Source organism: Lactobacillus kefiranofaciens, assembly GCF_014656585.1.
GTDB lineage: Bacteria > Bacillota > Bacilli > Lactobacillales > Lactobacillaceae > Lactobacillus > Lactobacillus kefiranofaciens.
Map to the genome: position 1 here is coordinate 611,637 of NZ_CP061341.1, position 14,651 is coordinate 626,287.

At 37.8% G+C, this 14,651-nt stretch carries 12 protein-coding genes and 1 pseudogene; 7 read left to right on the forward strand and 6 right to left on the reverse strand.

Annotated elements, in window-relative coordinates; genetic code table 11:
* The first annotated feature begins 44 nt into the window (after positions 1-44).
* From glnA to ICI50_RS03235, 3 genes are all read left to right on the forward strand, one after another.
* Positions 45-1,382: a type I glutamate--ammonia ligase gene (glnA, locus tag ICI50_RS03225; RefSeq protein WP_188891930.1), complete on the forward strand. Its 1,338-nt coding sequence runs from the start codon at positions 45-47 to the stop codon at positions 1,380-1,382.
* Positions 1,383-1,499: 117 nt separating this feature from the next.
* Complete coding sequence (locus ICI50_RS03230; RefSeq protein ID WP_013853779.1) at positions 1,500-2,387, forward strand: hypothetical protein; 888 nt, start codon at positions 1,500-1,502, stop codon at positions 2,385-2,387.
* A gap of 120 nt (positions 2,388-2,507) precedes the next feature.
* Positions 2,508-3,521 carry a hypothetical protein gene (locus ICI50_RS03235; RefSeq protein WP_013853780.1) on the forward strand — a complete coding sequence of 338 codons (1,014 nt, stop codon included), beginning with the start codon at positions 2,508-2,510 and terminating at the stop codon, positions 3,519-3,521.
* A 40-nt stretch (positions 3,522-3,561) separates the two neighbouring features.
* On the opposite strand, the gene ICI50_RS03240 is transcribed toward ICI50_RS03235, so the two are convergent.
* Both ICI50_RS03240 and ICI50_RS03245 read right to left on the reverse strand, forming a co-directional pair.
* The gene (locus tag ICI50_RS03240) at positions 3,562-4,956 is read right to left on the reverse strand and encodes an IS3 family transposase (protein ID WP_244964964.1); all 1,395 of its coding nucleotides are present in this window, start codon (positions 4,954-4,956) and stop codon (positions 3,562-3,564) included.
* 87 nt (positions 4,957-5,043) lie between these two features.
* Positions 5,044-6,249: an acetate/propionate family kinase gene (locus ICI50_RS03245; protein WP_013853782.1), complete on the reverse strand. Its 1,206-nt coding sequence runs from the start codon at positions 6,247-6,249 to the stop codon at positions 5,044-5,046.
* Positions 6,250-6,495: 246 nt separating this feature from the next.
* Between ICI50_RS03245 and ICI50_RS03250 the strand changes: the two are divergent.
* The 4 genes and pseudogenes from ICI50_RS03250 (at position 6,496) to ICI50_RS03265 (ending at position 9,676) form a co-directional block, all read left to right on the forward strand.
* Positions 6,496-7,674: pseudogene (locus ICI50_RS03250) on the forward strand (IS256 family transposase).
* Between the two features lie 79 nt (positions 7,675-7,753).
* Positions 7,754-8,023: a type II toxin-antitoxin system RelB/DinJ family antitoxin gene (locus ICI50_RS03255; protein WP_013853783.1), complete on the forward strand. Its 270-nt coding sequence runs from the start codon at positions 7,754-7,756 to the stop codon at positions 8,021-8,023.
* Entirely contained in the window at positions 8,023-8,265 is a 243-nt protein-coding gene (locus ICI50_RS03260) for a type II toxin-antitoxin system YafQ family toxin (protein ID WP_013853784.1), read from the forward strand. Before ICI50_RS03255 ends, ICI50_RS03260 begins: the two co-directional genes overlap by 1 nt.
* Before the next feature lie 139 nt (positions 8,266-8,404).
* Entirely contained in the window at positions 8,405-9,676 is a 1,272-nt protein-coding gene (locus ICI50_RS03265) for an RNA-guided endonuclease InsQ/TnpB family protein (RefSeq protein WP_074484264.1), read from the forward strand.
* A 287-nt stretch (positions 9,677-9,963) separates the two neighbouring features.
* On the opposite strand, the gene ICI50_RS03270 is transcribed toward ICI50_RS03265, so the two are convergent.
* The 4 genes from ICI50_RS03270 to ICI50_RS03285 all read right to left on the reverse strand — a co-directional run bounded on the left by ICI50_RS03270 (position 9,964) and on the right by ICI50_RS03285 (position 14,509).
* Positions 9,964-10,482: a GNAT family N-acetyltransferase gene (locus tag ICI50_RS03270; protein WP_056941171.1), complete on the reverse strand. Its 519-nt coding sequence runs from the start codon at positions 10,480-10,482 to the stop codon at positions 9,964-9,966.
* A 104-nt stretch (positions 10,483-10,586) separates the two neighbouring features.
* The gene (gene galE, locus ICI50_RS03275) at positions 10,587-11,579 is read right to left on the reverse strand and encodes a UDP-glucose 4-epimerase GalE (protein ID WP_013853786.1); all 993 of its coding nucleotides are present in this window, start codon (positions 11,577-11,579) and stop codon (positions 10,587-10,589) included.
* Positions 11,580-11,676: 97 nt separating this feature from the next.
* Positions 11,677-12,639, reverse strand: a complete 963-nt coding sequence (locus ICI50_RS03280) for a beta-galactosidase small subunit (RefSeq protein WP_013853787.1) — start codon at positions 12,637-12,639, stop codon at positions 11,677-11,679.
* Complete coding sequence (locus tag ICI50_RS03285; RefSeq protein ID WP_188891931.1) at positions 12,623-14,509, reverse strand: glycoside hydrolase family 2 TIM barrel-domain containing protein; 1,887 nt, start codon at positions 14,507-14,509, stop codon at positions 12,623-12,625. Before ICI50_RS03285 ends, ICI50_RS03280 begins: the two co-directional genes overlap by 17 nt.
* Positions 14,510-14,651 lie beyond the last annotated feature (142 nt).

Sequence of the window (14,651 nt, forward strand, 5' to 3'; positions counted from 1 at the left end):
CCAGACCAATTTTATATTTTTAGTTTTTATAGGTGAATAAGACTATGAGTAAACAATATACTGCAGAAGAAATTAAACAAGAAGTTGAAGACAACGACGTAAGATTTTTGCGTTTATGCTTCACTGATATTAATGGTACTGAAAAGGCTGTTGAAGTACCAACTAGTCAACTTGACAAGGTCTTGACTAACGATATTCGTTTTGATGGTTCTTCAATTGACGGCTTCGTTCGGCTTGAAGAAAGCGACATGGTTTTGTACCCTGACTTTTCAACTTGGTCAATTTTACCATGGGGCGACGAACACGGTGGCAGAATCGGTCGTTTGATCTGTTCAGTTCATACTACTGATGGTAAAGCTTTTGCAGGTGATCCAAGAAATAACTTGAAGCGAATTATTAAGCAAATGAATGATGCCGGTTTTGATGCATTTGACATTGGTTTTGAAATGGAATTCCACCTCTTCAAGTTAGGCGAAGATGGCAACTGGACTACAGAAGTTCCAGATCACGCTTCATACTTTGATATGACTTCAGATGATGAAGGTGCAAGATATCGTCGTGATATCGTTGAGACTCTTGAAAGCATTGGCTTTGAAGTTGAAGCTGCTCACCATGAAGTAGGTGACGGTCAACAAGAAATTGACTTTAGATTCGATAATGCTTTAGCAACTGCCGATAGATGTCAAACCTTTAAGATGGTTGCTCGTCATATTGCAAGAAAGCACGGCTTATTCGCTACATTTATGGCTAAGCCGGTTGAAGGCCAAGCTGGTAACGGGATGCACAATAACATGTCACTCTTTAAGGGCAAGAAGAATGTCTTTTATGATGAAAATGGTGAATTCCACTTATCAGATACTGCACTTTACTTCTTAAATGGTATTTTGGAACATGCGCGTGCAATTACTGCAATTGGCAACCCAACTGTTAACTCATATAAGCGTTTAATTCCAGGTTACGAAGCTCCTTGCTACATTGCTTGGGCTGCTAAGAACCGTTCACCACTTGTTCGTATTCCAAGTGCTGTTGAAATCAATACTCGTCTTGAGATGCGTTCAGCTGATCCAACTGCTAACCCATACTTGCTTTTAGCTGCATGTTTGACTGCCGGTTTAAACGGAATCAAGGAACACAAGATGCCAATGAAGCCAGTTGAAGAAAACATCTTTGAAATGAGCGAAAAAGAAAGAGCTGAAAAGGGCATCAAGCCACTTCCAACTACTTTGCACAATGCTATTAAGGCATTTAAGGCTGACGACTTGATTAAGAGTGCATTGGGTGACCACTTAACTCGTAGCTTTATTGAATCCAAGGAATTGGAATGGTCTAAGTATTCACAATCCGTTTCAGATTGGGAACGTCAACGTTACATGAATTGGTAAAATTTAATTAAAATTAAATATATTTTTAGCTGAATTTGCTATATAATATTTAAAAATGATATCCCTAATGTAAGTTAGGGATATTTTTGTGTTCATAACGAAGCCTGGGGTAATGCAATGAGTAAAAGAATTTTAGCGCTAATTGGAATATTGATGGCATTAGGTTTAACTGCCTGCAATCAAAATACGGCTAATAATATGAATAATCAGCGCAAGGCTAATACTCAAAAGCAGGGCCTAACTACTAAGCTAAATGCTCCTGAGCAAGCTAGTGCTTTTATAATTTATGCAGCAATGAAATATAAGGGACATTGGCAGAAACTTTATCAACGAGCTCAAGCTACTAAGCTCAGTGTGAGCGTAAAAAATCATACTGGTTTTCGCGTTAAGAGCAAAGATTATATTTATGAGGCAAGTGATGATGGTAAGGAAGCCGATACTTTTTATACGGTAAAGGATGACCAGATTACTTGGTATACTGGCAAGAAAAAGCAGGGCAGTGCTGAATTAAGCAATGTTGTCAACTACTTAAATAGTCATGAACAAGCCAATCAAGTTAAACAATTAGCGGCTATTACCAAAATAGGAGCGGCAATTACGTCAGACAAATATGGTGTTAAGGGTGATAACGGCTTGAGCTTTATTCCTAAGAGCTTGCGTGGTACTTGGTATAATCGCCAGGGGAAAAAGCTAGTGGTAACTGATCATACGATCAATGGTGAAGAAATTCATATGATTGATAATGCTAGTTTTGCTCCAGTATCTTTTAAACAAACCGAAAAGTGGGCCCGTGCTCGGATGGAAAACATCAATGGAATTGATTGCTATCACGTTCAGAGCTTGAATCAGCAAGGCTTTGGTCTGCTCTATACCGTGCAAAAGAAAGACGGTGAACATGCAATAGCGACTTACAGCGTTGATACTGGCGATTTTACAGGATCTTATTGGAAGTCAATTAAGTCAGCTAAAATTAACAGAGATGCAGTATTTGCCAGTCTTAAGTAAAAATCGTAATTTTTCTATAAAATTGTTGTAAAAATTTGGTTAAACTGGCTTTTTATAATATGATTATTATAATGATTATTATAAAAAATAAGATAGGAAAATTAGAAAAGGGGAATCCTTTTGAAAAAGAAATTAACTGTATTGGTTGCTATTTCTGCAGCTTTAACTTTGGCAGGATGCAGTCAAAGCAGCCAAGGGAATACTCAATCACAATCAGCTAAGTCAAGTAAAATAGCTAAGAAGACTTCTACCAAGCCGACTGCAGAGTCAACTAGTTCTAAGAGTAGTAGCAATGATGATTTTGTTAAATTGTCAGCTGACAAGATGGACTATAAGACTACAGCTAGTGCAATTACTGTTTATGCTGCACAAAAGTATGGCGATACTTGGGAGATAGCCTTAAATGCAGCTGAAAAGGGCAATTTAGATGTAGCGTTTAGAACTAAGGATGCTACTGGAATCAGTGCTGATAACTCTGGCTATGTCTATGAAGTTAGTGGTACAGGTAAGAGTAGCAATGCCCGTTACATGTTAGGTGGCGGCGATGGTAGTGATAAACAGGTTACAATCTTCGTTAAGCAGCGTAATTTAGGTACTATCAGTTTAGGTGAGATTGTTAATTACTTAAATAGTAAGAAGGCTGGCACTACAGTTGATAGTTTAGCTAAGAATACGCAACTAAACGTTAAATTGCAGGGCGATGAGGCCGCAAGCAAGACGTCACCTGTTCAAAGCAATAAATCATCAGCTAGTGTGATTCCGGCGAACTTGCAAGGTACTTGGTACACTGCCGATACTGGCAATGGCAATATTGATACTTTAACAGTTTCAAGCAATAAGATTAATGATGAAGCTGGCTTTAGTATGGATGTTAAGAAGAAGAATACTGGTTCTTCAGATACCACTACTGGCTATATGAAGCAAACTGCTATCAATGGCATTAATTTCTATAGTTTTACTAATATGGGCCAACAACCTGGTCAAGGGAGTACTTACCTTGCACCACATACTGAGAACGGTCAGAGTGTGGTTGTATCTGCTAATTCTAATGGTCGTACAAATGCCGTCTATTGGAAGAGTGAAGCTTTAGCTAAACAAAATGCTAATAAGCAATTTAAAGATTTGAAATATTAAAAAGCATAAGAAATGATATGAACCCCAAATTTGGGACATATTATTGAACTGCTTTATTTAAAACCATATTTCGATATTCTATCGGAGTATGGTTTTTTAGTACTGTTTTAATTCTATCATGGTTGTAGTAATGAATGTATTCCTTGATTGCTTGTTCTAATTCATCCATGGTTTTGAATGTCTTTTCAAAGCCATAGAACATTTCTCGTTTAAGAATGCCAAAGAAGCCCTCCATTAAGCCATCATCCAATGAATTGCCCTTGCGTGACATAGACTGGGAAACACCATGATGTTCAAGCCATGCCTGAAAAGCTGCGTGCTGATATTGCCAGCCCTGATCAGTATGAAAAATTAAGCCATTAAGAGCTGGATGCTTTTGATAAGCTTGATCCAGCATGTCCATTACTTGTTTCAATACTGGATGACGGCTTAATGTATAAGCAACAATCTCTTGACTGCAGCCATCCATCACAGGTGATAGATAAAGCTTTTCTCCATTAAGGTGAAATTCAGTAATATCTGAGTACCAATGCCTATCTGGGATAATCGCCGCAAAATGACGTTTAATTAAATTGGGCTTGATTTTTCCAATAGTTCCTTTATAGCTTGAATATTTAAATCTGCGTCTAATCGAAATGGCATATAAATGCATTTTGACCATTAAGCGCTTAACACGCTTATGATTGACTATAATGCCTTCACGACGCAATTGAGCAGTAATTCTGCGATAACCATATCGAGGCTTGTGCTCTTCGAATATTTTCTTAATCCGCTTCATGATTTTTTCGTTCTTTAAATCTTTGTCATCCTTGCCTAGTGTGTAGTAATAATTACTGCGTGATAAATGCGGCAGATCAGGATTGGAATTAATTGTATCAAGCACAAAACTAACGGTTACGTATAATTCTTGCCTTAGCTGTGTAACCACAGAAACTATTTCTTGTGCTGTTGGTCTCTGGTTCTTTGTGAGACTAAGGCGTTCAATTTTTTTACAAATTCGTTCTCGACAGTAAGTCTTAAGTTCTTCCGTTTGAGGTCCTTTATTTGCTTTTGAAGCTCTTGAATCTGTTTGTCTTTGTCCTTCATGGGTAGGTCTGCCTTTCTTATGATTAATGACATTATACCCATCTTCTTTATATTTGCGAATCCAATTATAAATCATGCCCCGACTAGACAATCCTAATTCTAAAGATACTTGATCGGCTACTTCGTGATTAAAAAGAACTCTTCTGATAGCTTTCTCCTTAAATTCAACTGAGTAGTTTGTATAACCAGTATCAAGAATCTCTATCCCATGGCGTTCTACTAACGTAATTAGATAAAACAAGTTTGCCCGATTTACTCCATATTCCTTAGCTGCCTGGTTAGCTGATATATTATAATTTTTCCAATTATTGTAAATATCAATTTTATCTTGTTTGGATAATTTAGACATAAATAAAAACCTCGAAATTCTTGTCCGAATTTCGGGGTTCATATCAAAAAAAGCGCACGATTGGCGCTTTTGTTTTGGCTAGGATTATTACTTTAACTTGGCTACTCTGACTACATCACGTTCGATCATTAATTCTTCATTGGTTGGAATCAATAAAGTAGCAATCTTTGAATCTGGTTGAGAAATTAAACCTTCTTTATTAGCACGGTTAGCTTCCAGATCTGGTTTCATGCCTAAGAACTTAAGGGCATTCATTACCCTTTCTCTAACGCCATAATCATGTTCACCAACACCAGCAGTGAAGATAATACCATCTACGCCACTCATTTCTACGATATAAGAGCCAATGTATCTGCAGATTCGATTAATGAAGATGTTACGGGCTAAATCAGCTTTGCGCTTCTTTTCACCAGTTAATGGGGTCATGTCTTCTCTTAGATCACGCATATCTGGCGATATCTCGGAAATACCCAATAAACCAGATTTATGGTTTAAAATAGAAATCATTTCATCCATTATGAGATTTTCTTTATGCATGACGTATTCAAGTAGTGATGGATCAACGTCACCTGATCTAGTACTCATTGTAATTCCTGCAACTGGGGTGAAACCCATTGAGGTATCGAGTGACTTACCGTCTTTGACTGCGGTAATTGAAGCGCCTGAACCTAAGTGACAAACAATTAATCTTAAGTCAGTTAAAGGCTTATTAAGCATTTGAGCAGCCTTTTGAGTAACAAACCGCACAGAAGTACCATGGGCACCATATTTTCTTACTTTGTATTTACGGTAGTATTCATAAGGAACTGAGTATAGATAGTGAACTGGATCAAGAGATTGATGGAAGGAAGTATCGAATACAGCAACTTCTGGTACATCAGGCAATCGATCAATAAAGGCCTTAATGTCATCGGCTTCAGCCACATTATGCAATGGTGCATATTCCTGCAAGTCGTAAATTTCATGCAGATTATCCTTGGTGATTAATGATGAATTCTTAAACTTTTCGCCACCGGCAACAATTCTATGACCGATACCAATAATTTCATGTGGGTCATTAATTACGTCATATTTCTTTAAGTTGGTTAAGAGCAACTTAACTGCTGTAGCTTGATCAGGAATATCGATGTTGTCGACATGCTTAGATTTGTCTGCTAATTTTGTTTCAAAAGATGAATCATCTAAACCAACTCTGTCTGCCATTCCTTCTGCTAGAACTTTTTCTTCAGGAAAAGAAAAAAGTTTAAATTTAAATGATGAACTACCTGAATTAATTACTAAAATTTTTTTCATGTTTATGTCCTTAATAATTAAACCATCCTATTAAAAATGTACTTACATACTAAGTATACTATATACATTTTTAATTTATGTAATAAATTAAAGCGCTGTCTTATAAATAACAAAAGGAGACTGTAAAATAGTTTGTGTAAGGATGAATTATTCCTTAATTTAATTTCCTAAAACATTAGAAAAAGGAGTTCCTTTCTCGTATGATTGGTTTGAACAAAAAACACATACAGAAAGAAGAACTCCTTCATGAATGATTTTACCAAAAATATAACTCAAGCTCTATTCAATCAAGATAAAATTAATGATTTGCTTCGTCATGAAATCCAATAAGCTGTTAATGACTTGTTAGAATCTGAACTGACTGCCTTTTTAGGCTATGATCCTTATGCTAGAAATGGCTGGAATACTGGTAATTCTAGAAATGGTGCGTATTTCCGTAAAATTGATACCCAGTTTGGATCAATTGAGGTACAAGTGCCACGAGATCGCAATGGTATGTTTCATCAACACACTCTGCCAGACTATAAACAACATACTGATCTCTTAGAAGATATGGTTATAAAGCTTTATTCTAAAGGTGTAACCACTAGAGAAATAGCTAATTTGATCGAAAAAATGTATGGCAGTCATTATAGTCCAGCTCAAGTGTCTAATATCTCTAAGCAAATGATTCCTAAAGTTGAGGCTTATCACAAGCGTAAGCTGAGCGATAAGTTCTTTTGTGTTTATCTTGCTGCAACGTATATACCGTTGCGTCGAGAAACTTTTGAACGAGAAGCAGTATATATTGCCATTGGTATCAAGCCCAACGGTCACAAAGAAGTGATCGATTATTGCATAGCTCCTAGCGAAAATATCGAAGTCTGGACGGAGTTGCTTCAAAATATGAAAAGCAGAGGCCTTAAACAAGTTGAATTATTTTTATCAGATGGTGTTGTGGGTATGAAAACTGCACTAATGCAAACTTATCCTAAAGCTCACTTCCAGCGCTGTTTGGTTCACGTAATGCGTAATATCTGCGCTAAAGTACGTGTAGAAGACCGTGAGGCAATTATGAACGAGTTTAAGCAAGTTCATCAACAGTCTAACAAGCAAGAAGGTATAACAGTCTTACATAGCTTTTATAGTAAATGGCAGAAAGCTTATAAGCATGTAATTCAGAATGTAAAAGACATTGAAGCGGATCTGCTAGTTTTTTATAACTATCCGAAACAGATCAGAAGTTCAATCTATTCAACTAACATGATTGAATCCTTTAATAATGTTGTTAAGCGCAAAGCCAAACCTAAAGCAGAGTTTCCAAATGAACAGTCATTAGATACTTTTATTGGAATACAAGCAATGGGCTACAATGATCGATATTTCAAGCGAATTCATAAAGGCTTTGGTCAAGTACAAGACACTCTAGAATCCTATTTTGAATAAATAATTAATTAAAAAAATCAATCTACGAGAAAGATTTATTTACACAAAAGATTTGACAGTTTCTTAAGAGGTGACATATATGAGCGAAACGGCTAATTTTAACATGAAACTTCCTAAAAGTATGAAAGAGGAAGCACAGGCTACTTTTAAATCTATGGGAATGGATATGGCAACGGCTACTAGATTTTTTTATACTGCTGTGATTCAACAACAAAAACTACCATTTACACCTAAAGCTGATAATGGTGCTTTAGAAGTTATTAAAGAAATGCATGATGAAAAAAGTAATGGTAAAGAATATTCTTCAGCAGAAGATTTTAGTAAAAACTGGCTAAAGGATTTAAATTAATGAAAGTTATACCTAAAAAGTATTTTTTAAGGACCGCCAAGAAGTATAAAAAGAAACATTATGACTTAACTAAAGTTAATAAAATAGTAGAACTAATTGAAGCTGAGAATTTCAAAGAATTAAAAGAAAAGCATAAATTAGGAGTGATACACGGAACACATCCGCCACTGTATCATGTTCATGTTGATAGATCTTATAATGATGATTGGTTATTATTTTATGCACTAAGAGCAAACAGTTAGGAGAAAGAAAAAAGAATACCTTCCCATCTATTGATGAGGGGATGAATTTGGTCTTTCTCCTGCTTTTTTATCTAAATTTATTCTTTCGATGGTAAAATTAAATACGCAAATAATATCGTTATCTTCAGGAGATGAAATTATGGCTTTTAAAACTAAGCTGGCTGAGCAGGAAATTCAGCTTGGCACTAGAAAATATCGCATTTATCCAGAGGGCGAAGAAATCGCCTGGATTTGGCAGCTGTTTGGAGCTAACCGCTTTGTCTGGAACCAATTTGTAGCTGCTTTTGAGGCACGCTATGAGGCTAATCCTCAGCTTAAGTTTCCTAAGATTGGGATCTTGAAGAGCTGGCTACCTTTAATGCGCAAAGAGCATGAATGGCTTAAGCGAATTAACAGCACCTCCTTGCAATTTACTGTCGAGCGCTTTAGCGATGCTATGTGGGCTTTTCTGACTAAAAAGCAAGCTAAGCAAGGCAAGCCTAGGTTTAAAAGCCGTAAGTATTATTCTCAAACAGCAACGATTAAAAACGTTAAATATCAAACTAGAGCTGGCGCTCAAGCTCAGATTGAAGTGCTTAGTCCGCATCATTTAAGAATTGGCAAAAAGAATGGCATTACTTTAAGAATCAGTTCTTTGAATAATCTTAGAAATGTCAGAATCCCAAAAGCCGTCATCTCCTACCGGCAGGACTTAAACCGCTACTATATCAGCTTTTCTGTCGTGAAAGACAAGCGACAGTTGGCTCAATACAGCACTAAGAGCAAAAAGACCGGGAAAATGGTCGGCATTGATGTCGGACTGGATAAAGAGTGGCTAGTTACCAGTGATGGCCGCCGCTTTAGCGTGCCTGATACCTTTAAGCTAGAAAAAGAAATGATCAAGCGCCAAAGTCATTGCGACCACAATCGCACAGCGGTTGAGAAGCAAGTAGCTAGATTTAATCATGAATATGAAACTAAGATTGATAAGTATGATTATTATAATTGGCAGAATCTGAGAAAGACCAAAAGCAAGTACCAGCTGAAGATTAGAAACATTAGATACGACTACTTGCAAAAAGTGACAACTGAGCTGGTTAAAAGCTATGATGTGATTGCCATTGAAGATTTGAAAGTCAAGAATCTTTTAGGCAATCACAAATTGGCGCATAATATCGCTAATGCTTCTTGGGCAACGTTCAGAAGGCTGTTGGCGTATAAGTGCGAGTGGTACGGCAAGAAATTAATTGTGGTGGCGCCGCAGTATACTAGTCGCATCTGTTCGGCATGCGGCAGAAAGAATCCGCAGTTTGCGCACATGAAAACTAGAGACTGGCTGGCAGTCAGAAACTGGACTTGTCCATACTGTCAAACAGATCACGATCGAGATGAAAATGCGGCTAAGAACATCTTAGCTAGAGCAGCTAGCTAAAAGAAAATAGCAAAAACAGGCTTGGGCCAAGCATTGCTAAGATAGGCCGACCGCTATGCTCTGGTGGGAATTAAAAAGCCACAAAGCTTAGCATATTTGAGCAGACATTTTTGAATGAAGAGCACAAGTCAGGCTGTTCGCAAAAAAGCTCTAATAAAGAGACCACCCATCTATTTGATGGGTGGTAGGTCATACAACCAGATTGGCTTGTATTGTTTTACTGATCCTCGTTTTATCATTGCTTCTTGTTAAAGAAAGTAATGATCATTGATAGTTATTTTCTTTGATTATTTGCAATCACGATAGAAATAGATATCAGCTTTTCCTTCTTGAGCAGTGCCACGATAGTCGCGGTTATTAAAACCACCGATTTCAAAGCTATTTTTTAAATAAAACAAACAAGCTGATAAATTATTATCTTGAGCAATCGTATATACGCCTTGTAACTTCAATTGATGAGCTTCGTTTAACGCTGCCTTGATCAAACGACTGCCAATATGTTTTCCGCGATATTTTTGATCAACCTTTAGGTCATCTAAATATAAATACTTGAACATGGCCTGTTCTAAAATAGCAATGCCGATGCATTGATCATGATCGTAAGCACCCAGGTAGATTGTATTAGGATCATATTGATAATCATAGTTAGGAAAACATTGCTGACTTGTATGTTTAAACTTTTGAATATGATAGTCCCATTTTCCCTCAGTTAAACTAGGAACCAATTTTCCCCATATTTGAAAGGGTTCATTGGGATGATTAATGTCATTTTTATTATTTTCGGTTATTCTTTTAATAGTAATCATAGTTCTATTTTCTCATAATTTTAGTAACAAAAAACGCTGACGGTTGTCAGCGTTTCTTAGATAATAGAATAAGTTAAAAAGATAGGTTAAAATCTTAATTTACTTTACTTGTCTTCATAACCCTTTGGGTGGTTTTGGTGCCACTTCCAGGCAGTTGCGATTACATCGTCAACATTTTCGTGCTTTGGTTTCCAGCCTAAAACAGTTCTTGCTTTAGTTGAATCGGCAACAAGTGAGTCAGGGTCACCGCCACGACGTGGACCCATAGTATAAGGGATGTCGATACCGGTAACTTTCTTAGCACTTTCCAAAATTTCAAGGTTGGAGTAACCATGTGCAGTACCCAAGTTGAAGACGTCTGACTTGTTGGTCTTCATCATGTGCTTTAATGCCAAAATGTGGGCGTCGATTAAGTCTTCGACTTGAACGTAGTCACGGACGTTAGTACCATCCTTAGTGTTATAGTCATCACCAAAGATAGTGAACTTGCCGTCACCAGAAAGGGCACTCTTCAAAATATTTGGAATCAAGTGAGTCTCTGGAGCATGGTCTTCACCGATTGAGCCATCGCTTGAAGCACCAGCAACGTTGAAGTAACGCAGAGCAGTATACTTAATGCCATCAGCCTTGTCAGCCCAAGCCATGATCTTTTCCATCATCATCTTGGTTTCACCATATGGGTTGATTGGGTTAAGTGGAGTATCTTCGGTGATTGGCAACTTCTTAGGAATGCCGTAAGTTGCGGCGGAACTTGAGAAGACTAAGTACTTAACGTTAGCGTCATTCATAGCCTTCAATAATGAAATCATACCAGTAACGTTATTGTCGTAGTACTTAAGGGGCTTCTTGACAGATTCCGGAACCAATGAGTAAGCGGCAAAGTGCATTACTGCATCGATTTTTTCGTCGCGCAAAATCTTGCTTACTAAGAAGGTATCTTCGATATCGCCTTGATAGAACTTAGCTTTAGGATCAATGGCCTTTCTGTGGCCAGTGTATAAAGCATCAAGGACAACAACGTCGTTGCCTGCCTTAACTAATTCGCGAACAGCGTGTGAGCCAATGTAGCCTGCACCACCGATAACTAAAACTTTCATCTATTTTCTCCTTTAATCATTATTTACCTTTTATTTGAAACAAGTTACATTATAGCACATATTTTAGTAAATAATTTACTTATTTAAATAAATTATTTTAAAACTGGTTTAAGATGAAGGAAAACTCATGATCTTTTTCTGGATCAATATGATAAGCTGGTTCAACATCTGAGCCCCAACTATCAATTCCACCAACACCGCGAACGGCTCCAGCAATAACTAAAACGGTTCTACGCTTAAGTGGCAATTCCTCAATGTGCGTCGCGTTCTCTAATTCTTCGGCTGTATATGGTAAGCAACTGAAGTTAAATGGCTTATCAGCTTGCTTGACGTTGAGAGAAAATTCACTTTGATCATGATCCGCATTATTTGGGGTAGTATTGCGGTTAATAGTTAATTCCTCAGTTTGCATGTGCATCCCGTTCTCTTGAGGTACTAAATATCTAGTAACTGGCAAACCATCAACGTGGAAACTGCCTTTTTCCGCTCCAGCCATCCGGTCAGGATAGGTCTCACCAGACAAACCAGTATAGTCAAAGCTAGTAGCGGCCGTTGGCATAATGAAACGCATCCCAATCACAGGAATGGCAGGCAAACCTTTTTTACCATAATAATGCATGGTTACCTTAATTTGACCAGTACTATCAATATTATAAATTACTTTTACTTTAGTCGCAGGAATTGTTAATGTTTCATAGGTAAAAGTTATTTCAACCTGCTTAGCATATTCGTGATTGCTGAACTTATTATTGATGGGTGCAATTGGCAATTGATCAAAGTCATGATCATCGACTTTCAAGTGCTTGTCGATGCATTTATTAAACATATCGGCACCGAGCCATTGAACAGCCTTAAGGTTGAAGCCGCTTCCGCGGTCGTTATCGGTAGTTGCCCGCCAGAAAGTTGGCATTGGCACACGGTAGAGCCACTCTTTGCCTTTAATCTTCATTGATTCAAGACCGTTTTTTTCATAGCTAAAGATGTAGTGGAAATCTTCGCCATCAATTCCTAGTGTTGCATCACCGTAAATGATTTGTAATTGCTTATTTGTGTAATCCATAATAGTATCTCACTTCCTGCATAGCTGGCTTTGGCGTTCTGTCGGCAAACATTAAGCCATCGCCAGAAAATTCATAGTCTGAATGACGATCATCGAAGTCGCCACCGTAGCGCAAGACATCTTGTCCACTGATTGGATCATGAACTAAGAGTGCTTGGTCGATGAAGTCCCAGATGAAGCCACCGAAGTATTGTGGGTACTGGTCAAGCAGCTTAATGTAAGAGCCCATGCCACCATCGGAGTTGCCCATGTCATGCATGTATTCACATTCCATGAATGGCTTGGCTGGATTATTCTGCAAGTATTCTTCTACTTGCTTAGGTGGCAAATACATGCAGCTTTCGACATCAGAGATTTTATCTTTTAATTCTGGCGTGTGGACAACGCCTTCGTAGTGGGTAAGACGCGAATCATCATGAGACTTATAGAACTTATTCATGGCGATAATGTTATCACCGGCATATGATTCGTTGCCTAATGACCAAAAGAGAATTGAAGTATGGTTCTTGAAGGTTTCGTAATTGCTGCGAGCCCGATCAACTACAACTTCTTTCCATTGTGGTACAGAACCAGGAACATTGTATGATGGTTCAATTGCTCCCATTTTTTGCCAGGTAACGTGAGATTCTAGGTTGTTTTCGGCCATAACATAGATTCCGTTTTGATCACAGAGGTAATACCACGGAATTTGGTTAGGATAGTGACAGGTTCTGACAGCATTAATATTATTTTCCTTAAAGGTATGAATGTCAGAAGTCATGTCAGCTATAGTTACGCTGCGGCCGCGTTTGGCGTCCCATTCATGTCGGTTGACACCATTGATGATTAGACGTTTCCCGTTGAGTAAGACAACTTTGTCTTTATTAATCTCAATTCTTCTAAAGCCGAACTGATAAGGAACAAGTTCAACTAGATTGTCTTGCTCATCATAGATTTCAATTAATAATTGATAAAGATATGGATCATGGTTGCTCCAGAGATGAACGTCTGGAAATTCTTGATCTGTGATGGCCACAGTCTTTTGCAGTGGTTCACGCTTTTCTAATAAAGTTTGACCAGTTTCATCTTTAACTACAAGATGGAGTGAACCAGCAGCTTGGTCGGTGAAGTGCAGCTTGGCGTTGAAGACACCGTCACGGTAATTATCTTTGACTGTTGGTTTAAGGTCCATATCAGTTAAATGATTAGCAGGGATGCCAACTAGCTCAACTGAGCGGAAAATACCGGAGAAGCGGAACATATCTTGATCTTCTAGCCAAGATGAAGTACCTTGCTTGAAGACTTCTACCGCAAGAACATTGTCTTTTTCTTGCAAATATGGAGTTAAATCAAACTCTGAAGGGGTGAAGCTGTCTTCGGCATAGCCTACGAAGTGACCATTTAGCCAAACAAACATTGCTCTTTCAACGCCTTCAAAGACAATGTGGACGTGTTGCTGTTGCAGACCAGGTTCAACGTCAAAATGCTTGATGTAAGAGCCGACCGTGTTATCTTTGCCTTCACTAAAAGAGCCCTCTTCTTTATCATTTTGGTTCAGTGCATAAGCTGGCCGACGGAAGATTTTACCTTCCCAAGGAGCCAGGATATTAATATATTGATTTTGAGCAAAATCGCTTAATTCAATTTCACTTGGCACAGCAATAGTGCCAAAGCTTGAAGCGTCAAAATCTTTTTGGTAAAAGTCTTTTGGCCGACTTTGTGGATTAGGTGAGAACTTAAATTGCCAAGTGCCATTTAAACTTTGTTTAAAGCTGCTGCGCTGTTCTTGCCATTCGCGATAATTCCGGTAAAAAGGATGATCGCTGTGAGCAGGCAATTGATTAACCCTGAAAGTTTCAGGATCATCAAGCCATTTAATATTTGCTTGCATGTTATTACCTGATTTCTATAAAAAAACTACTTGAAAACGCTTTTATTATAACACGTTTATAGCTAGTTAATAAATAATTTACTGATAAAAATAAATTATTTATTATATGTGCTGTCTTGACTGCTTTGAAAGTTAGTAAATA